The 21,307-nt window shown below is 64.2% G+C and carries 21 protein-coding genes; 11 read left to right on the top strand and 10 right to left on the bottom strand.

The genetic code is table 11. The features are described from left to right. The 6 genes from ACUCV3_RS24630 (at position 1) to ACUCV3_RS24605 (ending at position 6,442) form a co-directional block, all read left to right on the top strand. Positions 1-963: a phosphoenolpyruvate carboxykinase (ATP) gene (locus tag ACUCV3_RS24630; protein WP_107917686.1), complete on the top strand. Its 963-nt coding sequence runs from the start codon at positions 1-3 to the stop codon at positions 961-963. Further along, complete coding sequence (locus tag ACUCV3_RS24625; RefSeq protein WP_048936487.1) at positions 960-2,702, top strand: ABC transporter ATP-binding protein; 1,743 nt, start codon at positions 960-962, stop codon at positions 2,700-2,702. The genes ACUCV3_RS24630 and ACUCV3_RS24625 overlap by 4 nt, the downstream gene beginning before the upstream one ends. Before the next feature lie 135 nt (positions 2,703-2,837). Beyond that, positions 2,838-3,608: a nucleoside triphosphate pyrophosphohydrolase gene (mazG, locus tag ACUCV3_RS24620; protein WP_004212593.1), complete on the top strand. Its 771-nt coding sequence runs from the start codon at positions 2,838-2,840 to the stop codon at positions 3,606-3,608. Next, positions 3,581-4,084, top strand: coding sequence for a GNAT family N-acetyltransferase (locus ACUCV3_RS24615; protein ID WP_279729523.1), 504 nt, complete (start codon positions 3,581-3,583; stop codon positions 4,082-4,084). The genes mazG and ACUCV3_RS24615 overlap by 28 nt, the downstream gene beginning before the upstream one ends. Before the next feature lie 124 nt (positions 4,085-4,208). Beyond that, complete coding sequence (locus tag ACUCV3_RS24610) at positions 4,209-5,540, top strand: NCS2 family permease (RefSeq protein WP_482241282.1); 1,332 nt, start codon at positions 4,209-4,211, stop codon at positions 5,538-5,540. Continuing rightward, on the top strand, positions 5,537-6,442 hold the full coding sequence (locus ACUCV3_RS24605; protein WP_482241281.1) for a 5'-methylthioadenosine/S-adenosylhomocysteine nucleosidase: 906 nt from the start codon (positions 5,537-5,539) through the stop codon (positions 6,440-6,442). The genes ACUCV3_RS24610 and ACUCV3_RS24605 overlap by 4 nt, the downstream gene beginning before the upstream one ends. A 99-nt stretch (positions 6,443-6,541) precedes the next feature. On the opposite strand, the gene hflX is transcribed toward ACUCV3_RS24605, so the two are convergent. The 7 genes from hflX to dusB all read right to left on the bottom strand — a co-directional run bounded on the left by hflX (position 6,542) and on the right by dusB (position 15,875). Further along, positions 6,542-7,873, bottom strand: coding sequence for a GTPase HflX (hflX, locus tag ACUCV3_RS24600; protein ID WP_279729520.1), 1,332 nt, complete (start codon positions 7,871-7,873; stop codon positions 6,542-6,544). Positions 7,874-7,948: 75 nt separating this feature from the next. After that, complete coding sequence (hfq, locus tag ACUCV3_RS24595; RefSeq protein WP_004212587.1) at positions 7,949-8,431, bottom strand: RNA chaperone Hfq; 483 nt, start codon at positions 8,429-8,431, stop codon at positions 7,949-7,951. A gap of 156 nt (positions 8,432-8,587) precedes the next feature. Next, entirely contained in the window at positions 8,588-9,961 is a 1,374-nt protein-coding gene (gene ntrX / locus ACUCV3_RS24590; RefSeq protein ID WP_004212586.1) for a nitrogen assimilation response regulator NtrX, read from the bottom strand. Further along, positions 9,951-12,206, bottom strand: coding sequence for a sensor histidine kinase (locus ACUCV3_RS24585; protein ID WP_481135153.1), 2,256 nt, complete (start codon positions 12,204-12,206; stop codon positions 9,951-9,953). The genes ntrX and ACUCV3_RS24585 overlap by 11 nt, the downstream gene beginning before the upstream one ends. A 98-nt stretch (positions 12,207-12,304) precedes the next feature. Then, positions 12,305-13,747 (bottom strand): nitrogen regulation protein NR(I), encoded by a 1,443-nt coding sequence (gene ntrC, locus ACUCV3_RS24580; RefSeq protein ID WP_279731687.1) that lies wholly within the window; start codon positions 13,745-13,747, stop codon positions 12,305-12,307. Next, positions 13,747-14,856, bottom strand: coding sequence for a two-component system sensor histidine kinase NtrB (locus tag ACUCV3_RS24575; RefSeq protein ID WP_017502117.1), 1,110 nt, complete (start codon positions 14,854-14,856; stop codon positions 13,747-13,749). The genes ntrC and ACUCV3_RS24575 overlap by 1 nt, the downstream gene beginning before the upstream one ends. Next, positions 14,853-15,875 (bottom strand): tRNA dihydrouridine synthase DusB, encoded by a 1,023-nt coding sequence (gene dusB / locus ACUCV3_RS24570; RefSeq protein ID WP_279731688.1) that lies wholly within the window; start codon positions 15,873-15,875, stop codon positions 14,853-14,855. The genes ACUCV3_RS24575 and dusB overlap by 4 nt, the downstream gene beginning before the upstream one ends. A 117-nt stretch (positions 15,876-15,992) precedes the next feature. Here dusB and ACUCV3_RS24565 point away from each other — a divergent pair, with 117 nt between their 5' ends. Further along, positions 15,993-17,174: a bifunctional 2-C-methyl-D-erythritol 4-phosphate cytidylyltransferase/2-C-methyl-D-erythritol 2,4-cyclodiphosphate synthase gene (locus ACUCV3_RS24565; RefSeq protein ID WP_482241280.1), complete on the top strand. Its 1,182-nt coding sequence runs from the start codon at positions 15,993-15,995 to the stop codon at positions 17,172-17,174. 7 nt (positions 17,175-17,181) lie between these two features. Continuing rightward, a complete protein-coding gene (locus ACUCV3_RS24560) occupies positions 17,182-17,700 on the top strand; it encodes a CinA family protein (RefSeq protein WP_004212578.1) in 519 nt (172 codons plus the stop codon). On the opposite strand, the gene ACUCV3_RS24555 is transcribed toward ACUCV3_RS24560, so the two are convergent. Together ACUCV3_RS24555 and lipA are read right to left on the bottom strand one after the other, a co-directional pair. Further along, on the bottom strand, positions 17,646-18,122 hold the full coding sequence (locus tag ACUCV3_RS24555) for a type II toxin-antitoxin system RatA family toxin (RefSeq protein ID WP_279731692.1): 477 nt from the start codon (positions 18,120-18,122) through the stop codon (positions 17,646-17,648). The genes ACUCV3_RS24560 and ACUCV3_RS24555 overlap by 55 nt on opposite strands. A 7-nt stretch (positions 18,123-18,129) precedes the next feature. Beyond that, on the bottom strand, positions 18,130-19,110 hold the full coding sequence (gene lipA / locus ACUCV3_RS24550; RefSeq protein WP_048936497.1) for a lipoyl synthase: 981 nt from the start codon (positions 19,108-19,110) through the stop codon (positions 18,130-18,132). Positions 19,111-19,148: 38 nt separating this feature from the next. On the opposite strand from lipA, the gene ACUCV3_RS24545 reads away from it, so the two are divergent. Genes ACUCV3_RS24545 through ACUCV3_RS24535 form a run of 3 tightly spaced genes read left to right on the top strand, consistent with a single transcriptional unit; the run spans position 19,149 to position 20,897 of the window. Next, a complete protein-coding gene (locus ACUCV3_RS24545; protein ID WP_048936498.1) occupies positions 19,149-19,787 on the top strand; it encodes a carbonic anhydrase in 639 nt (212 codons plus the stop codon). 13 nt (positions 19,788-19,800) lie between these two features. Then, positions 19,801-20,616 carry an NYN domain-containing protein gene (locus ACUCV3_RS24540; RefSeq protein WP_048936499.1) on the top strand — a complete coding sequence of 272 codons (816 nt, stop codon included), beginning with the start codon at positions 19,801-19,803 and terminating at the stop codon, positions 20,614-20,616. Next, entirely contained in the window at positions 20,616-20,897 is a 282-nt protein-coding gene (locus ACUCV3_RS24535; RefSeq protein WP_048936500.1) for an acylphosphatase, read from the top strand. The genes ACUCV3_RS24540 and ACUCV3_RS24535 overlap by 1 nt, the downstream gene beginning before the upstream one ends. Before the next feature lie 198 nt (positions 20,898-21,095). On the opposite strand, the gene ACUCV3_RS24530 is transcribed toward ACUCV3_RS24535, so the two are convergent. After that, on the bottom strand, positions 21,096-21,307 hold a 212-nt coding region (locus tag ACUCV3_RS24530; protein ID WP_482241279.1), incomplete at its 5' end, for a hypothetical protein.

Here is a 21,307-nt window from a genome sequence, read left to right as displayed (position 1 = left end):
ATGAAGATGGGCCCAACGCCTCAGCCCGCCCTTGCCCCCGCCAGCAAGGCCTCGTCCCTTTATCGTGCCTTTGGGCTGACGATCGAATCGGATGTTCCGCTGCCGGAACTGACGACCGCCCCGGCGGGATCCGTGCCCGACATCCGCATCATCTACAGCCGCGACCTGCCCTTGCCGTCGCGCGAGGAGGGCGTGATCACGCAGTTCCGCACGGACGGGACGCATTTCCTGGCATGGCCCGACGTTGCGGCCTTCCAGTTCCACGGCCCCGACCTCATCGAGATTCAGCCCTATCCCGATACGCCGGTGACCTACCTCCCCTTTCCTCTGCTGGGGCCGATCATGGCGCTGGCGTTGCACATGCGCGGCTACATCACGCTCCACGCCAGCGCGATCGACTTGGACGGGCATGGCGTCATCTTCGTTGGCGACAAACTGGCGGGCAAATCCACCACCGCCGCAGCCTTCCTCCGGGCGGGCCATCGTCTGCTGACGGACGACCTCTTGGCGATCCGCGCCAACCCGGACGGCACGCTCGAAATCCTGCCGGCCTATGGCCAGCTCAAGCTCGCGGAAGAGGCCGCAGACGCCATGCAACTGGCCGAAGCGCAGCCATTGCCATTGGTCTATCCCGGCTTTTCCAAACGCCAGCATCGCTTGATGGGCGATTTCCGCCATGATCAGCTTCAACCCGAACGCCTCTATGTTCTCGACCGCGTGGGGGATCAGCCCGGCCTCACCCGACTTGCCGGAACCCAGGCCCTGTCGGCGATCCTGCGCTACTCCTACATAACCCGTTTCGGGAAGGCAGCGCTCTCGCCCGCCGACGAGGCCCGTCACATGCAGGGCTGCGCTGCCCTGGCCCGTTGCGTCCAGGTGGCAACGCTGCACGTCCCGCATGCCCTCAATCGACTGGAAGAGACGGTCGAACTCGTCCGCGCCGACTGCGAGGACCATAGGTGAGCCAGTTCCGTCAGATCAGCGATTTCGCGCGCTTTTCCCTCGGGGGATATGGCCGACAGGCGTCCGTCATCCTGTTGCTGATCCTGATCGGCAGCATTCTGGAAAGCTGCTCCCTGCTGGCGATGATCCCGTTGCTGAAACTGATCGGCACCAACCACGGTGCGGCCCAGAGCAGCATTCAACTGCCCTGGATTGGCAGCATATCGCTCGGCTGGTTGCTGACGGCAATGCTGTGCCTCATGGTGTTTCAGGCCTTGGTGTCGCGCCGCCGCCTCCTCCTCATGACCCGCACGATGCAGCAGGCGGTAGACGACATCCGCATGCGCCTGTTCACGGCCATCGGCTATGGTCGCTGGTCGCTGGTCGCGAACATGCGCGGGTCGGATCTCAACCATGCGCTCAGCAACGATGTCGATCGCATCCAGGTCGCAGTCTTCAGCCTCATGTCATTTGGCCAGAATATCATCTGGCTGACGCTCTATGGCCTGCTGTCCACGCTGATATCCTGGCAGATGACCTTGTTCGCCATGACCGTTGGCGCAGCGACCCTGTTCGGCCTGTACCCGGTGCGCCGGAAGATCGCCCGCCATGCGCAATCCATGTCGAATTCCCTGCAGGAACGGCAATATGTCGCGTTCGAATTCATCACCGGCATGAAGATCGCCAAGGCTTTCAACAGCGAACCCTATTATCTTCAACGCTTGGATCGGTTGCTGGAAACGCTGCGCGTCGGCACTGTCGAGTTCGCCCGGCTGACATCCAACAGTACCGCTCTGTTCCAGTTGGCAAGCGGTGCGGCCGCAGCCCTGTTCGTCTATGTGGCCTATGCCGTCATCGCGCTGCCCCTGCCGCAGCTGATGACGATGCTGCTGTTGTTCATGCGCCTCGCGCCGCGCTTCAACGCCCTGCAAAGCACGCTCCAGCAACTGCTCCTCTGCCTGCCAGGCTATGAGAATGTCGCCAGGCTGCTGCGCATCTTCACGGCGGAGCAGAACCGCACCGCCGGGCCGGAGCGCGTTCAAGTACCGCTCCTGACCCGGCATGTCCGCTTCGATCGCGTATCCATCACCCATCACGGCGCGGACACGCCGACGATCGCGAACCTCGATCTGGAATTGCCCGCCGGCAAGATCATTGCCCTGGTCGGGCCTTCGGGTGCAGGCAAGAGCACCATAGCGGACATGCTGATGGGGCTGCTCGATCCCAGCGAGGGCCAAATTCTGGTCGACGGTGTCAACCTTCCCCAGGATGATCGGCAATGGCGCTCCCAGATCGCCTATATGCCCCAGGATGTCTTCCTGTTGCATGACAGCATCGCAACCAATTTGCGCATCGGCAAGGCGGATGCGAGCGATGAGGAGTTGTGGAACGCCCTCGACGCCGCCAATGCCCGGCAGTTCGTCGGTGCCCTGCCCCAGGGGCTCGATACCGTGGTCGGCGATCGTGGCAGCCGTCTGTCCGGCGGGGAAAGGCAGCGCATCGCCCTCGCGCGCGCGCTGCTGCGCCATCCCAGGCTGCTGATCCTGGACGAGGCGACCAGCGCGCTCGACATGGACGCACAGACCAAGATCGAAACCGCGATTGCCGGTTTGCGGGGCCATATCACTATATTGGCCATAGCCCATACGGCATCGCTTGTCACACTTGCCGACGTCATCGTTCATCTCGACCGGGGTCGGGTCGTGCAGGTCCGGACGAACAATCCGGTCAAGGACGAGGATGCCGTCGCAGCGGAATAATCCTCCCACAGGCTCCAACGCGCATCGCCATGGGCACCATCTCCGCCTATCGGCGCTCCGTTCGACATCGGGGGTGGCCTTGTATCCGGCAAACGCCTATCCGCAGGCCCATCAGCAGCCAATGCGAAGGTTCCCATGTCCAAAGCCAGTCCCGCCGATATCATGCCGATCGCCGATGTCATGGCGCGGTTGCGCGATCCGGACACCGGCTGCCCCTGGGACATAGAGCAGGATTTCGCCAGCATCGCCCCCTACACGATCGAGGAAGCCTATGAAGTGGCCGATGCGATCGAGCGCAATGACATGGCCGACCTGCGCGATGAACTGGGCGATCTGCTGCTGCAGGTCGTCTTCCACAGCCGCATCGCCGAACAGGCCGGCCATTTCCGCTTGCAGGACGTGATCGACAGCATTGCGGCCAAGATGATCCGGCGTCATCCTCATGTCTTTGGCGAAGGCGCCCGGCGCGAGGATGGCCATGCCCAATGGGAAAGCATCAAGGCGGCCGAACGCGCCGACAAGATCCCCGACCCGAGCGCCATGGCCGGCGTGGCACAGGCGCTTCCGGCGCTGCTGCGCGCCGAAAAGCTGCAGAAGCGGGCCGCCCGCACCGGCTTCGACTGGCCCGACGCCCAGGGCGCGATCGCGAAGATCCATGAGGAACTGGACGAGGTCGCCAGCGCGACCAGCCATGCCCATCGGGAGGAAGAGGTCGGCGACCTGCTCTTTGCCGTCGTGAACCTCGCACGCCATCTCAAGATTGACCCCGAAGTCGCGCTGCGTGGCGGAAATGCCAAGTTCGATCGTCGTTTCCGTCAGATGGAGGCAATCGCCGGCGACGCGTTCGTGGGCCTGTCGCTCGACGAGAAGGAAGCGCTATGGCAACAGGCGAAGCAGGCGGAATAATCAGGCCGGTCACGCCGGCGGATCATGATGCGATCTGGGATATCCTGAAACCAGTGCTGCGCGCTGGCGAAACCCTGGCGGTCGATCGCGCGATCGGCCGCGAAGATGCCCTTGCCCTGTGGCTGTCCCCGGACCGCACCGTCCGCGTCGTCGAGGAGGATGGCAATCTGCTCGGCATCTTCTACGTCCGCGCCAATCAGCCGGGCGGCGGCAGTCATGTCGCCAATGCCGGCTATGTGACCGCTGCTCACGCAACCGGACGCGGCGTTGCCCGGCGAATGTGTGCGGCCTCCTTCGATCTGGCCCGCGATCTCGGTTTCAGCGCGATGCAATATAATTTCGTGGTTTCCTCCAACAGCCGCGCAGTCGCGCTGTGGCAGGCAATGGGCTTTGCCATTGTCGGCCGCGTGCCCGGCGCCTTTGTCCATCCGGCGCTGGGTCCCGTCGACACATTTGTGATGCATCGTTACCTTTGACGCGGCGCGTGCGCACCGGCATAGGGCGCGCAATCGCGACCATCGCGCATAGGGGGTATCTGGTGTCAACTTCGCTGTCCGGGCCGGCCATGGCCCCTTCCCTTTTCCTGGCCGGTTGCGCGCAATGACGGCTCCCCTGTCGTCCTGGCTCGACAGCCGTTTCCAGATAGCCGCGCGCGGCAGCAATGTGCGCACGGAAATCGTCGCCGGCATCACCACCTTCCTCACCATGGCCTATATCGTGCTGGTCAACCCGGCGATCCTGGGTGAGGCCGGCATGCCGCTGGTCGGCGTGGCCGCCGCGACCTGTTTCGCCGCCGCCTTCGCCAGCATCCTGATGGGGATGGTCGCGAATGTGCCGCTCGCGCTGGCGCCGGGCATGGGCCTTAATGCCTATTTCACCTATTCGGTGGTGCTGGGCCTGGGCATTCCCTGGCCTGTCGCGCTGGGCTGCGTTTTCCTCTCGGGCGTCGCTTTCCTGGCGCTGACCTTAGCGGGCATCCGCCAGATGATCCTGGCCGCCATCCCGCCCCACCTACTGGCGGCGGTTGCCGGTGGCATCGGCCTTTTCATCGCCTTCATCGGCCTGCGGAATGCCGGCATCGTCGTCTCCAACAGCGCCACCTCGGTCGCGCTTGGCGACCTCCGCTCGGCCCCGGTTCTGCTCACCCTGTTCGGCCTGACGCTGATCGCCGGCCTCTCGATCCGCCAGGTGCGCGGCGCGATCCTGATCGGCATCGTTGCCACCACCCTGCTCGGCTGGCTGGTTGGCGCGCTGCATTTCACGCCGACGCCCTATGATGTCTCGGCGCTGGGCAGCACCGCCTTCCATCTCGATCTTGGTGCGGTCTTCGCCGGCAGCCATGGCATCGGCGTGCTGGAGATTATCTTCGTCTTCCTGTTCGTCGACCTATTCGACAATCTCGGCACGCTGATGGCGGTGACAAAACGCGCCGGCCTCGCTCGCCCGGACGGCAGCGTCCACAATCTCAACCGCATCCTGATCGCCGACGCGGCCGCGACCATGGTCGGCGCGACGGCGGGCACCAGCACCGTCACCTCCTATGTCGAAAGCGCAGCCGGCGTTGCGGCGGGCGGGCGCACGGGCCTCACCGCCATCGTCACCGGCCTGCTCTTCCTGGTCACCATCTTCGCCGCACCCTATGCCGGCCTGGTGCCGCTCTATGCGACGGCGCCTGCGCTGATCCTGGTCGGCAGCCTGATGATGGCGCCGCTGGTCGAGGTCAGTTGGGAAGAACCGTTCGAGGCTGTTCCCGCCTTCCTCACTCTCGCGCTCATCCCCCTCACATTCTCGATCGCCAACGGCATCGCCTTCGGCATTGTCGCCCATGCGATCCTGAAGTTGTTGCGTGGTCAAATGCGCCGCGCCGACTGGCTGCTATTTCTCCTCGCCATATTGATCGTCATCCGCTTTGCCTGGGTTGCCGCCGCATGAAATTGCTTCTCGCCCTTGTCGGCCTGCTGACCGCCACCCCCGCCCTCGCCCAGAAGCTCGATGAGCGGCCCCGCACCGCGATCATGACCGCCTTCCCGCCTGAACATGCCGCACTCGTCGGCCGGATCGAGCAGCCGCGCACGGTGCGCGTCAACGGCGTGCCCGTGACGCTCGGCCAGATGGTTGGCAAGCCGGTACTGCTGGTCGAAAGCGGCGTCAGCATGGTCAATGCCGCCATGACCACCCAATGGCTGGTCGATCGCTTTGCGGTGAAGCGCATCCTCTTTTCCGGCATTGCCGGCGGCATCGATCCGTCGCTGCATATCGGCGATGTCGTGGTCGCGGCCGACTGGGGCCAGTTCATGGAAAGCACGATCGCGCGCGAGGCGCCGGGCGGCTATGCGCCGATCTTCCGTACGCCGGGGAACGATCTGCCCAATTATGGCATGATCTTCCCCCGCGATGTCGAGGTCGGTAATGAGGCCGAAGCCAAGAGCTGGCACCGTGCCTTCCCGGCCGATCCTGCCCTGCTCGCCATCGCCCGCGCCCTGTCATCCTCGGAAAGCCTGGCCCGCTGCGCCGATGCGGCCGCTGCAAAATGCCTGCCGCACCAGCCCAGCCTGCATGTCGGCGGACGCGGCATCAGCGGCCCGACCTTCATGGACAATGCCACCTATCGCCAATATCTGTTCGCGACGTTCCAGGCGCAGGTGCTGGACATGGAAAGCGCTGCCGTCGCGCAGGTGGCTTATGCCAACCGCGTTCCGTTCCTCGCCTTCCGCAGCCTCTCGGATCTCGCGGGTGGCGACGCCGAGCAGAACCAGATGAGCGTCTTCATGGCGCTCGCCTCGGCCAATTCGGCCCGCGTCGTACAGGATTTCGTGGCGCGACTGCCCGATTAGAGCGTTTTCTAATCAGGTGGAATCACCTGATGACTCGGAAAACGCGTTAAACCAAAAACTTAGAGCAACCGATCTGACGCAGTCGGATCGGAATTTGCTCTAACGGTCGCGCTTGAGGAAGCGGGCGAGGCCGGAGTCAGACAGGCGGACATCCACCTGCATCTCCGCCTCGCTCGGCCGCGTTGCCAGCACCTCGCCATGCTCGTGCAGCCAGGCGAGGGCAGCCCCATCGGCGATCGGCAGACGCAGGCTGTGAACCCGTGCGCCACGGGTCAGCCGGCTGCTGATCGCCCGCTGCAGCCCCTCGACACCCTCGCCGGTCAAGGCCGAGATGATGACGACATCATCATGCCGCGTCGCAATCTCGCGCGCCTGCGCGGCACTCTCTGTGTCGAGCAGGTCCAGCTTGTTCCACGCCTCGATGATCGGCGGCGGATCAGCCTCGCCATCGCCACGCTCCAAGGCGCCTTCGCCGGCCACCCCCAGTTCGCTCAGCACATCCAGCACGTCGTCGCGCTGCGCCTCGGTATCGGGATGGGCGATGTCGCGCACATGAACGATGATGTCGGCTGACAGCACTTCCTCCAGCGTCGCGCGGAAAGCCGCAATCAATTGGGTCGGAAGGTCGGACACGAAGCCGACCGTGTCGGACAGGATCGCCTTGTCAAGACCCGGTAGCACGATCTGCCGCATCGTCGGGTCGAGCGTGGCGAACAGCAGATCCTCGGCCATCACCTCGGCGCCGGTCAAGCGGTTGAACAGGGTCGACTTGCCGGCATTGGTATAGCCCACCAGCGCGATCACCGGCCAGGGCGCACGTTGGCGCCGGGCGCGATGCAGGCCGCGCGTCTTGGTGACCTGATCCAGTTCGCGCCGGATCTTGGCCATGCGGTCGCGGATCATGCGCCTGTCCGCCTCGATCTGGGTTTCGCCCGGACCGCCCAGGAAGCCGAAGCCGCCGCGCTGGCGCTCAAGATGGGTCCAGCTGCGCACCAGGCGGCCGGCCTGATAGTCGAGATGGGCGAGTTCGACCTGCAGCCGCCCTTCATTGGTGGCCGCGCGCTCGCCGAAAATCTCCAGGATCAGTCCGGTCCGGTCGATCACCTTGGCGCCGGTCCCCTTTTCCAGATTGCTCTGCTGCACCGGGGTCAGCGCATTGTCGACGATGACCAGTTCGGCTTCTTCCTGGTTCACCAGCGTGGCGATCTGGTCGACCTGGCCGCTGCCGAACAGGGTGGCGGGCTTGCGGTCGCGGACGCGGAAGCTCTGGGCGGCGCGCACATCGATGCCGATCGCAAGCGCCAGGCCACGGGCCTCCTCCAGCCGGGCGTCGCTGTCGCGGCGGTCGCCGCCATGGGTTTCGGCATGCACGACGACGGCACGCGCACCGCGCGCCACTTCGTCCTCGGAGTCGCGATTGAATATGGCCATGTCAGCTTAGAGCATCTGGCCGCGCTCCGGTCTACCCTCGCGGATCGGCGGGAAGACCGGATGCGGCGTGGACGATCAGTCGTCCTGCTCGTTCTCGCCCGACAGGTCGAGCGAATGGAGCGGTTGCACGGTCGAAATGGCGTGCTTGTAGACCAGCTGCACCATGCCGTCGCGTTCGAGCAGCATGCAGAACAGGTCGAAGGCGGCGATTTCACCCTGGAGCATCACGCCGTTGACCAGGAACATGGTTACCGGGCTGCCCGACTTGCGCACGGCGCTCAGGAAGATTTCCTGCAGCAGGCGCGGCTTGCCATTGCCGTCGCTGGCCTTGCGCAGATCGGTCAGGTCCATCGTCTGGGCCGGCATGACCGTCGAAATGGCATGCTTGTAGACCAGCTGCGACTGACCATCCCGGCGCAGCAGCACGGAAAAATTGTCGAACCAGGTGATGATGCCCTGCAGCTTCACGCCCTTGACCAGGAACATGGTCACCGGGGTCTTCGATTTGCGCAGGCTGTTGAGGAAAATATCCTGAAGGTTGTTCACTTTGTCGGCCATGGTTTTTGCCAGTCCTTTATTGGCGGGACGTTACCCGCTCTCGCACCTCTGGGCGGAGGTGTCTTGCCTGCCCCCGCTTGTCGAGGGCGAGGCAATCCTACCGCAATTGCGAAGGGGCGTCCATGCCTGACATCGCCATCGGGAATTTCCCTAGCGTCAGCCGTCCTTTCCGTCGGTAATGCCCAGCAATTTCAGTTTGCGGTGCAGCGCAGACCGCTCCATGCCGATGAAGGTCGCGGTGCGCGAGATATTGCCGGAAAAGCGGCGGATCTGGATGCGCAGATATTCCCGCTCGAAACTTTCGCGGGCCTCGCGCAGCGGCGCGCCCATGATCGCCGACTGGCCGATCCCATCGCCGCCGCCACCGCTCGTCAGTTCGGCCGGCAACATGTCCAGTTCGATCCGGCCGATCCGGTCCCCCGGCGCCAGGATCATCGTCCGCTCGATCACGTTGCGCAACTGACGGACATTGCCCGGCCATTCATTGGCCTGCAGCGCCGCCATGGCATCGCTGGCGATCTCGGGCGGATTGACCCGGCGATCGGCGGCGAAGCGCGCCAGATAATGCTCGACCAGCGGCGGAATATCGTCGCGCCGCTCGGACAGCGACGGGATCTGCAAGGGCACGACATTGAGCCGATAGAAGAGATCCTCGCGGAAGCGCCGCTCCTCGATTTCCGCCGTCAGGTTGCGCGCGGTCGAGGAAATGACGCGCACGTCGACCTTCACCTGCCGCTGCCCGCCGACGCGGGTGAAGCTCTGGTCGGTCAGCACCCGCAATATCTTGCCTTGGGTGGTGACCGGCATGTCGGCGATCTCGTCCAGATAGAGCGTGCCGCCATGCGCCTGTTCCAGATAGCCCGGACGCACCAGCCCACTGGGATCCTCGACGCCGAACAGTTCCTCCTCGACCCGGTCCGGATCCATCCGCGCCGCGGCGACGATGATGAACGGCGCGTCGGCGCGACCGCTCCAGCTGTGCAGCATGCGGGCGGCGACTTCCTTGCCGACGCCGGCCGGGCCGGAAATCAGCACCCGGCTGCCGGTGCCTGCAACCTTCTTGATCGTCGCCCGCACGCCGTTGATCGATGCCGACGTGCCGGTCAGCTCATCATCCTGGCCAAAGCGCGCGCGCAGCGTCTGGTTCTCGCGCCGCAGCCGCTCGGTCTCGGTGGCGCGCGCCACCAGATGGAGCAGCCGGTCCGCCTCGAACGGCTTCTCGATGAAATCGGCAGCACCCTTGCGGATCGCCGCCACCGCCGTGTCGATATTGCCATGGCCGGAAATCATCAGCACCGGGACGGTCGCGTCACGCCGCTTGATCTCGTCCAGCAGTTCCAGCCCGTCGAGCTTCGAGCCCTGCAGCCAGACATCGAGCAGCACCAGCGAGGGGCGCCGGCTGTCCAGCGCCTCAATCGCGCTGTCGCTATTGGCGGCGGTGCGGGTGGTAAAACCCTCATCTTCCAGCACACCCGCAACCAGATCGCGAATGTCCTCTTCGTCGTCGACTATCAGAATATCAAGCGCCATTGGCCGTCACTTTTCCTTTGGGCAAGGCAACCACCTGCCCCTCTTCCAGTTTCTCCAGGGCCGCGACAGGGAAGCGCAGCGTCACCCGCGCGCCCCCGCCTTCCGCGTCATCGAAGCGGATTTCGCCCATATGTTCTTCGACAATCTTCTTGACGATGGCCAAGCCCAAACCCGTCCCCTTCGACCGGGTGGTCATATAGGGCTCCAGGATGCGTTCACGCTCGGGCGGCAGGCCGATGCCGTCGTCACGCACTTCGATTACCAGTGCGCCATCAGCCTCATGCAGGCGCATGCGCACATGGCCGCGCACGCCGCCATCCTCGGGCGCCGGCTTCGGCTCGATCGCCTCGACCGCATTCTTGACGATATTGGTCAGCGCCTGGCCAAGCTGCCGGCGATCGCACACCATCTCCATGTCCCCGGCATCCGCGTCGAAGGCGAAGCGAATATCGGGATGGGCCACTTCGTGCAGGAACAGCGCGTGCCGGGCGATGTCGCCCAGCGCCTCGCGCCGAAACACCGGCTTGGGCATGCGGGCAAAGGAGGAAAATTCGTCGACGATGCGGCGCAAATCGCCCACCTGCCGCACGATCGTCCCGGTCAGCCGGGCGAAGGTCGGCTTGTCGCTCGTGACTTCTTCGCCATAACGGCGCTGCAGGCGTTCGGCCGCGAGCTGGATCGGCGTCAGCGGGTTCTTGATCTCATGGGCGATACGGCGCGCCACATCCGACCAGGCCGCACGGCGCTGATCCGACAATTGCTGGGTGATATCGTCGAAGGTCAGAATATGGCCGGACACATCCTCGGACACCTTGACCGCCAGGGTCCGCAGGTCGCCTTGCGCGCGCACCTGGACGATGCCGGCATCCTCCTGCGACGCAACCAGTTCGGCCAGCTCAGCCGAAATCTCGGCCAGCGGCCGTCCGACCGGATCGTCGCCTTCACGCACCAGGATCGCGGCGGCCGAACTGTTCAGCAACTGGATCACGCCGCCGCGGTCCACCGACAGCACGCCCGCGCTCACGCCCGACAGGATCGCCTCGATAAAGGCGCGCCGCTCATCAAGCTGACTGTTGGCCGCGACCAGCGCGCCGGTCTGCGCTTCCAACCGCTGCGTCATGCGGTTGAAGGCCGAGGCGAGCGTGCCGATTTCATCCCGGCTGGCCGGGCTGGTCACGCGCGCGGACAGGTCGCCCGCCGTGATCTTGCGGGCCGCTGTCACCAGTTCGTTGACCGGCCGCACCATCCAGTCCGCCACCGCCAGCGCGATGTAGACGGCGATGCCGACCAGCAACAGCGATCCCACGAACAACAGGAGGTTGAACCGTAATTGCAACGCGCGGGATTGCGCCGCGAACAGATCATAATCACCCAACACCTTCTGCGCCCGCTCCACATTGGAGAAGGACGAACTGCCCGCATTGCGCGTGGCATAGAGGTAGATTTTGGAATTGGGGTAAAGCAGCGTCACCGCTTCGATCTGGTTCGGCTTGGCGGCCACCACCACATCCTCGCCGGACGCAAGGCGCTTCACGACATCGGCGGACAGCATTTCAGACGCTGGCCGGCTCTCGGGATCGACCGTCGCAGCGGTCCGCGCCACGCCGTCCTTGCCAATCTCGATGATCGCCGACCGGTTCAGCTTTCGCGTCACCACCTGATAAATATAGCCCTCGGCAAAGCGCGGGCTCGAAACGCTCGACTGGCCCAGATAGTCGCGCAGATCGCTCGCCATGGTCAGCGTCTCGTCGCGAACCTCGCGCAAATTCTGCTCATAATAGCCACGCGCCAGATCGCTGGCGTTCTGCAGCATGCCGCGCGCACTGTCCGAAAACCAGAATTGCACGCCATATTGGAACAACAGCGATGCAAAGATCACGACCAGCAGCATCGGCACGCTGGCCACGACAGAGAAGATCGCGACCAGGCGGACGTGGAGCTGACCATCGCTGCCGATAGCGGATTTCGCGGCCCTGCGCTTGGCCACACGACGCCCCAGCAGCATCAGCAGCGCGATCGCCGGCACCAGATTGGCGACCAGCAACAGCGCCACGATCGGCGGGGTCAGCAGGGTGTAGGACTGGTCCTGCCCGGACAACAGGCGATAGGTCAGGCCAGCGGTGCCGAGAAACAGGATCAGCGTGACCGCTTCGATCGCGGCGGCCAGGCGACCGTTGCGCAGGTAAGGCCGGATCAGCCTTGCCCAAGCCTGCCCCCGTCGGGGGATTGTCACCGCACCAGTCATAGTGGCTTCGTTACAACAATGCCGTGCCCGATCAAACACAGTTTTTACATAAAACCATGTCGCTGGTCGATGCGATTGGGCGCTTCGTCTCGCCCTTGCTAGTCGCTCAACCGCAATTGCAGCGGGTCGAGGCCATAATCGGTCAGCTTCTTGCGCAGCGTGTTGCGATTGATCCCTAGCAGGCCGGCGGCGCGGATCTGGTTGCCATCGACGCTTGCCAGCGTTTCCTGCAACAGGATCGGCTCGATCACCGCCAGCAGATTGTCATGCAACTGGGGATTGGCCTGTCCCAGCCCTACGCCCAGTTGACGCTTGGTCCATTCCCGCACGGCCTGCGCAAGCTGCCCTGCGGGCGCGGCATGGTCGGCCGGCACGGCATCCAGCGGCAGCGCGTGGCGCAGCATGTCGGCCGCGATCACATTCTCGCGGCTCAGCACGGCAAGCCGCTGCATGATATTTTGCAACTCGCGGACATTGCCGGGCCAATGATAAGCCATCAGCAACTGCGCGGCATCCTCGGCCAGCGCCTTGCGCGGCAAGCCGTCCTGCGCTGCCCGATCCAGGAAATGGCGCGCCAGCAAGATCACGTCCTCGCGCCGTTCGCGCAAAGGCGGCAGTGGCACCGGCACGACATTGAGCCGATAATAGAGGTCCTGACGGAACCGATTTTCCTCGATCAGCCGCGGCAGATCCTTGTTGGTGGCGGCGATGATGCGGACATCGACCCGGACCGGCTTCGATCCGCCGACCGTCGTCACCTCGCCCGACTGGAGCACGCGAAGCAGCCTTGTCTGCGCTTCCATCGGCATGTCGCCGATTTCATCCAGGAACAGGGTTCCGCCCTGCGCCTGCTCGAACTTGCCGGCGGTTCGCGCCTGCGCGCCGGTAAAGGCGCCCTTTTCGTAGCCGAACAGTTCCGCTTCGATCAGTTCGCGCGGAATGGCCGCCATGTTGATCGCGACGAAGGGCCGGGTGCGTCGCTGGCCCAGGCTATGGATGGCTTCGGCCACCAGTTCCTTGCCCGTTCCCGACTCGCCCAGCACCAGGATGCTGAGATCATTGGAAAGAACCCTGGCGATGGTGCGATAAACTTCCTGCATCGCAGGCGAACGCCCGACCAGCGGCAGGCCATCATGCGGCAATCCTTGCTCGCTCGCGTCCGCCCCGCCCGATTGATGCCCCAAGGCGTCCGCAACAGCGCGCGTCAACTCATTGAGATCGAACGGCTTTGGCAGATATTCGAACGCCCCCTTCTCGGTCGCCCGGATCGCTGTGTTCAGGGTGTTCTGTGCAGAAAGAATGATAACATTCAGGTCGGGCTTGCGCTCGATAATCTCCGCCACGCCATCCAGCCCATCGCCATCCGGCAACATGACGTCGGTGATCAGAATGTCCGGAGAAAAACTCTCCATCAACGCCGTGCGCTCGCGGATCGATCCGGCGATCTTCACCTTGTGCCCCTGGCGCCGCAGAGCTTCCCCTACCACCACGCAGATGGCGGGATCATCATCGACGACCAGGACCGTGCCCGTCGCGGCCATCAGCCCATGCCCATCGGCAGCAGGATGCGGAAGGTCGACTCCCCGGCTTCCTGATCGCGAGAATATTGCACGAAACCGCTCATGTCCCTCACCAACTTGTCGACCAGTGCTAGGCCGAGCCCCTGCCCGTCCCGCTTGCCCGTGATGAACGGGTTGAAGAGGTGGTCCAGAATATGCTCCGGCACGCCCGGTCCATTGTCGATCACCACGATCTCGATCGGCAGCACGGCGCTGCCCTTGCGATCGCCGACCAGCACCGACATGCCATGCCGGAACGCCGTCTCGACGCGAATGCAGGGGTGCTCGACATGCTCAAGCGCTTCCGCCGCATTCTTCAGCAGGTTGATCATCACCTGCACCAGCGCATCGTCGTTGATGATCGCGAATGGCAGGGATGGATCATAACGCTTTATAATTTTTACATTCTTGGCAAAGCCTGCCGCCGCAATATGCGATGCGCGATCGATCAGCGGATAGATGTTGCCGGGGCCGCATTCGAGCGTGCGGTCGGTCGTGAAATCCTGCATCCGGTCGATCAGGGCGGCGATCCGGTCCACCTCGTTGCAGATCAACTGGGTCAGCGCGGCATCGCTGCCGCCGTTGCTCGTCTCCAGCAACTGAGCCGCGCCGCGAATGCCGGAAAGCGGGTTCTTGATCTCGTGCGCCAGGATCGCCGCGGCACCGACCGCGGATCGCGCGCCGCCCGCCGTGCCGCGATGGCCGATCTTGCGGGCCTGTCCCTGCGCATGGATCGACACGACCCGCCAGCCCTCATGATCGACGATGGGGGAAATCATCAGATCGACCTCCATCTCGGCGGTGCGCCCGGCATGGACCTTGATGTCATAGGCGGCAATCGGCTTGTTGCTGTGCCAAATATCAAACCGGGCGCCAGCCTCGGCGATCCGCACCGTGCGCGCTACATCGCTGCCGATGATTGCCGACCGCGCCATGTTGAGCAGGGTTTCCGCCCGCACATTGGCGTCGGCGATGCCGTTATCCGGCCGCACCACCAAGGTCGCGACCGGCAACGCCGTCATCAGTTCCGACAGGGATGGTCCATCCTGCTGCATCTGAAGCGGCGGGAGGGACGGCAATGGCATGGTCATGCAGCCTGAAGTGCGACCGCCGGTTCATCCGCCGCAATCAGCGGCTCGTAGAAGGCGGCCAGCATATCCAGCACCCGCTGCGCGTCGGCCTCCTGATTGACCGTGTTACGGAACTCCGCCGATCCGGTCAGGCCCTTGGTGTACCAGCCGATATGCTTGCGTGCCATGTTGACGCCAGTCATATTGTCATAATGGTCAAGCATCATGCGATAATGCTCTGTAATCAGATCATATTGTTCCGCAAGACTTGGGTCAGCACGACGCTCGCCGGTGGCGAACCAGTGCATCACCTGGCCCAGCAGCCACGGCTTGCCATAGGCGCCACGGCCGATCATCACGCCGTCGGCGCCGCTCTGGTCGAGCGCGGTTTCCGCGTCCTCGATCGAGCAGATGTCGCCATTGACGATCACCGGCAGCTTGACCGCCTCCTTGACCGAGCGCACGAAGCCCCAGTCGGCGCTGCCCTTGTACATCTGGCAGCGGGTACGGCCGTGAACCGTGATCAGCTTCGCGCCCAGATCTTCGGCGATATGCGCCAGCTCGGGCGCATTGAGGCTCGAATGATCCCAGCCCATGCGCATCTTGACCGTCACCGGCACATCGACCGCCTCGACCGTCGCCTTGATCAGCGCCGCCGCCAGCGGCAGGTCGCGCATCAGCGCGCTGCCCGCATCGCCATTGACGACCTTCTTCACCGGGCAGCCCATGTTGATGTCGATGATCGCCGCGCCGCGATCAGCGTTCAGCTTGGCGGCTTCGGCCATTTCCGTCGGCGAACAGCCGGCCAACTGCATCGACACCGGTTCTTCCAGCGGATGCCAGGCGGCCTTCTGCAGCGACTGGCGCGTTTCGCGGATCATCGCCGCGCTGGCGATCATCTCAGTAACGTTCAAACCCGAACCAAAACGGCGGACCAGCGTGCGGAAGGGCATGTCGGTAACACCGGTCATCGGCGCCAATATGACCGGCATGTCGACCGTCACCGGTCCAACGAAAATGGGGGAAAGCCTGCGCGTCATCTTCTATCACTGCCTAAAAAACAGGCAGCCCTTAGCCGAAAATGGCCGCGACGACAAGGCGGGCGCCAAGCACGCGCGTTACGCTTTAGAGGTTGGCGAGCATGGGCCAGAGCGTCTATGCGCCGCTGCATGACATCGAACAGCAGGATCGTCGCGCTGATCGTCGCCGCCGGGCAGGGAAGCCGGGCCGGTGGCGACATTCCCAAACAATATCGGCGGATCGGCGGCAAGTCCGTGCTGGCCCATGCCCATGACGCCCTGACGGCGCATGGTGGCGTGTCGGCCATCCACATTGTGCTGGGCGAAGGCGAGGAAGACCGCGCCCAGGCCATACTGGGCAACCGGGTCGCCCATTTCGTCACCGGCGCGGACAGCCGGCGCGGTTCGGTCCGGGCCGGGCTGGAGGCGATCGCTGCCGCCGGTGGCGCAGACATCGTGCTGATCCACGATGCCGCCCGCCCCTTCCTGCCCGCATGTGTGATCGACCGGCTGCTGGCCGCGCTGGAAGATGCCGAAGGCGCCGTCCCCACCCTCCCCGTCGCCGATACGCTGGTTCGCGCCAATGGCGAGATCATGGCAGACGGCGTCGATCGCGCCGATCTTCATCGCGTGCAGACGCCGCAGGCCTTCCGCTTCGAGACCATCCTGGCCGCCCATCGCGACTGGGACGAGGAACGGGAAGCCACCGACGATGCCCAGATATTGCGCGCCTGGGGCCATGACGTCATTTTGGTGCAAGGCGATGAAAGGCTGGAGAAATTGACCTACCCCGAGGACTTCGCTCGCGCCGAAGCGCGCATCATGGGCGCCCGCACCACCCGCGTCGGCATGGGCTATGACGTCCATCGTCTCGCGCCCAACGAAGAATTGTGGCTGGGCGGCGTGCTGGTCCCGCACGATCGGGGCCTCGCCGGCCACAGCGATGCCGATGTCGCGCTCCATGCCGTCGTCGATGCGATCCTCGGCGCCCTGGCCGATGGTGATATCGGCAGCCATTTCCCGCCGTCGGATCCGCAATGGCGCGGCGCCTCGTCGGATCGCTTTCTCGCCCATGCCCGCGATCTGGTCCTGAAACGGGACGGCCGGATCGACCATGTCGACCTCACCATCATCTGCGAAGCGCCCAAGATCGGACCGCATCGCGACGCCATGCGCGCCCGGATCGCCGAGATATTGGACGTTTCGCTGGATCGCATCAGCGTGAAAGCCACCACCACCGAGCGGCTTGGCTTTGCCGGCCGGCGCGAGGGCATCGCCGCGCAGGCGGTTGCCACCCTCTCCCTCCCCACGCTATCCTGAGCCGACCATGCCCAATACCATTCTGCCCGCCCAGCTCGTCGACCTTGCCGAAAAGGTCATCATCGCCAACCGCCGCGCCGGTCGCACCGTCGCGGTCGCAGAAAGCTGCACTGGCGGCTTGGTCTCCGCCGCGCTAACCGAAATCGCCGGATCGTCGGACGTCTTCGAGGCCGGTTTCATCACATATTCCAATGATATGAAGGCGGAACTTCTAAAAGTTTCGCATGACGTGCTGGACACGTTCGGCGCAGTCTCCATCGCCACCGCCTGGGCGATGGCACAGGGCGCCCTCAAGAAAAGCCACGCCCATGTCGCGGTCGCCATCACCGGTATCGCCGGGCCGGGCGGCGGCAGCGAGCAGAAGCCGGTCGGCACCGTCGTCTTCGCGCGCGCGGAACGCGGCGGCAGCCCCGACAAGGTCGTGGCCGACATGCATCATTTCGAGGATAATGGCCGCGGTGGCGTCCGCCTTCAGGCGGCGTTGTGCGCGCTCGAACTGCTGCTGCCCGATTCGCCGGCGCCATAAAGCGCCGCCGCGCGCGTCTCGAACGCGCCGATCATCTTGCGCAGCGCCTTGTCGAAAAACTGGCCGGCGAGCATCTCGAATATCCGGTTCTTGAATTCGAACTCGACCTCGAAATCCACCAGCACGCCGCCCTGCCCGTCGTCGCGGAAACGCCATTCATTATGGAGATGCTTAAGCGGGCCGTTGAGATAGTCGACCCGGACATGGTCCGGGCGATGCTTGTGGACGCGCGAGGTAAAGCTCTCGCTGATCCCCTTGAAGCCGACGATCATGTCCGCGACCATCTCGCTCTCGCTGTCAGAGCGAATACGGATCGCGCTGACCCAGGGCAGGAATTGCGGATAGGCCGAGACGTTCGACACCAGGTCGAACATCTGTTCCGGACTATAGGGCAGATGGCGGGTCTCGTTATGCTTGGGCATTCGCCGATCAGGCCTTCGCGGCGGCCGCCTTGGCCAGCTTCGCCTCGCGCGCGGCGCGCATCTCGGCGAAGTCCTTGCCGGCATGATAGCTCGACCTGGTCAGCGGGCTCGATGCGACCTGCAGGAAGCCCTTGGCCCTCGCAATCGCGGCATAGGCATTGAACGCCGCCGGGGTGACGAACTCCATCACCTTGGCATGCTTGGGCGTGGGCTGCAGATACTGGCCCATGGTCAGGAAGTCGATGTCGGCCGAACGCATGTCGTCCATCACCTGATGAACCTCAAGACGCTCCTCGCCCAGGCCCAGCATGATGCCCGACTTGGTAAAGATCGACGGATCGAGCTTCTTGACGCTCTCCAGCAGGCGCAGCGATGCATAATAGCGCGCACCAGGCCGGATGGTCGGGTAAAGACGGGGCACCGTCTCCAGATTATGGTTGTAGACGTCCGGGCGCGCCTCGACGATCATCGCGACCGCGCGCTCATGCTTGTTGCGGAAGTCGGGCGTCAGGATCTCGATCGTGGTGCCCGGCGTCGTGCGGCGCAGCGCTTCGATCACCTTGACGAACTGGCTGGCGCCGCCATCGGGCAGGTCGTCGCGATCGACCGAGGTGATGACGATATGTTCGAGGCCCATCTCGGCGGCGGCATCGGCCAGGTTCTGCGGCTCGTTGACATCGACCTTGCGCGGCATGCCGGTCTTGACGTTGCAGAAGGCGCAGGCGCGGGTGCAGACATCGCCCAGGATCATCACCGTGGCGTGCTTCTTGGTCCAGCATTCGCCGATATTCGGGCAGGCCGCTTCCTCGCAGACCGTGTTCAAACCCTTTTCCCGCATCAGCTTGCGCGTCTCGTGATAAGCGGGGCTGGTCGGCGCCTTGACGCGGATCCAGTCAGGCTTGCGGGCACGCTCGGTCGTGGCGGGCTGACCGGGGACGGGGATCGGGGCAATGTCGTTCATCGGCCCCAGATAGCGATGCAGGACCATACTTGCCAGCCCTCTCTTTGTGCGGCACATCAATCATCATGACCGACTTTGCAGACATGCTCGAAGGCTATCGCCGCTTCCGTGACACCGGCTGGTCCCAGCAGCGCGAACGATGGGACGAACTCAACGAAGGGCAGAGCCCCCGCGTGATGGTGATCGCCTGTTCCGACAGCCGAGTCGACCCGGCCCAGATCTTCGACACCAGCCCCGGCGAAATCTTCGTCGTCCGCAATGTCGCCGCGCTGGTGCCGCCGTTCGAAACCAATCCGGGCTGGCACGGCGTGTCGGCTGCGCTGGAATTCGCCGTTCAGGTGCTCAAGGTCGGCGAGATCGTCGTTATGGGCCATGGCAAGTGCGGCGGCTGCAAGGCGGCGCTCAGCCATGACCTCAAGGATGCGCCTCCGGGTGAAGGCGGCTTCATCCATAACTGGATACAACTGCTTGATGATGCCCGCGACGTGGTGGTGGACCGCTATGGCGACCAGCGCGACCGTGAGGTTGAGCGCGCCATGGAGCAGGAAGGCGTGAAGGTCAGCCTTACCAATTTGCGCAGCTTCCCCTGCGTGCGGGCCAAGGAAAAAAGCGGCGAACTGAAGCTGGTCGGCAGCTTCTTCGCCATTTCCGATGGCCAGCTTCATATCTTGGACGAACAGACCGGCGTTTTCGCCGCAGCCTGACGGGAGGCGCATCATGCCCATGCGGCAGGAAGGGCGCGGCAATATCGCCCTGCTGATCGACGCGGACAATGCGTCGGCGGCCCATTTTGATGCGGTGATGACCGTGCTGGCGGAGCTGGGCACTGTCAATATCCGCCGTGCCTATGGCAATTGGAACAAGGCGACGCTCAAGACCTGGGCGGCGCTCTCCGTCGCGCAGGCGATCGAGCCGCAGCAGCAGTTCGACCTGACCAAGGGCAAGAATGCCACCGACATGAAGATGACGATCGACGCGATGGACCTGCTGTCCAGCGGGCGCGTCGACGGCTTCGGCCTGATGTCGAGTGACAGCGACTTCACCCCCTTGGTGACGCGCCTGCGCCAGGACGGCATTCCGGTCTATGGCTTCGGCAACGCCAATGCGCCCGAAGGCTTCCGCCGCGCCTGCACCCGCTTCATCGACGTCGCGGCTCTGCGCCCGGTCGAGGTGCCGGTGGCCAAACCGGCGGCAGCACCCAAGAAGAAGACGCCGGCCAAGAGCAGCGCGGCTGCAAAGCCCGCCGCAACGCCGGCCTCGCCCCCGACGGCGGCGACGCCTGCACCGGCGGGCACCGGCGCGGCTGTGGACCCGGAAGTCGTGCGCCTGCTGATTGATGCCTATGACGAGGCGAAGCGGGACGAGCGCGGTTTCGTCGCGCTGGGGCCGGTCGGCCAGCGGGTCGGCAACCGCTCCAGCTTCGATGTGCGCAATTATGGCTTCAAGCGCCTGTCCGATCTGATCGCCGCCATCCCCAATTTCACCACCGAAGTGCGCGAAGGCGGTCAGACCTGGATCAAGCGGATCCGCTGATGCTGGTCATCGCCCGCCACCTGATGATCCTCGGCCAGGTGCAGGGCGTCTTCTATCGCAACTGGACGGTCGAGACCGCCCGCAGCCTGGGCCTCACAGGTTGGGTTCGCAACCGGATGGATGGCAGTGTCGAGGCGCTGGTGCAGGGCGAGGCGGACATGGTCGATCACTTCGTCACGCTGGCACAGGATGGCCCGCCCGCAGCAAAGGTCGCGCGGATCGAGGCGGCAAACGCGCCGGTCGAGGCGCTGAACGGCTTCGAGAAAAAGCCGACAGCCTGATGCGGCCATGAGGCGCGAGAGGGGCTCAACAGATCAAGGAGCAGATTGAGTTTAGGCTGGATGACGGCTTGTAGGACAGCGCAAACATCCGGCGGTCAGCGCAGCAATCGACGCGACAGTTTATTTTCGTCCGAAGTTCACAGTGCCGTTAGGGCATTTCGGGCCATTTGCGCGTGCTACGCGCCCATGACGCGGCAGTCAGGCGACCTCGAAGCGACACCAAAGCGACAATGTCAGCAGTACAGCCGAAATCGAGACGACTTTCCATGGTTCGAATAGATCAGGCTTGCGCCAAATAGGACAGCCCCCCTTCGCATAGCCGGCGGTTTTGCGATGACATCCAACGACCGATATTGTTGAAAACCCAGCCTTGCAGTGATGGCGCGGCCCTGATTCACTGGCTTTGTTGT

The organism is Sphingobium sp. VMM (assembly GCF_056790315.1).
The sequence above is the reverse complement of the archived record's forward strand: the minus strand, read 5'-3'. Positions and strand labels throughout refer to the sequence as shown.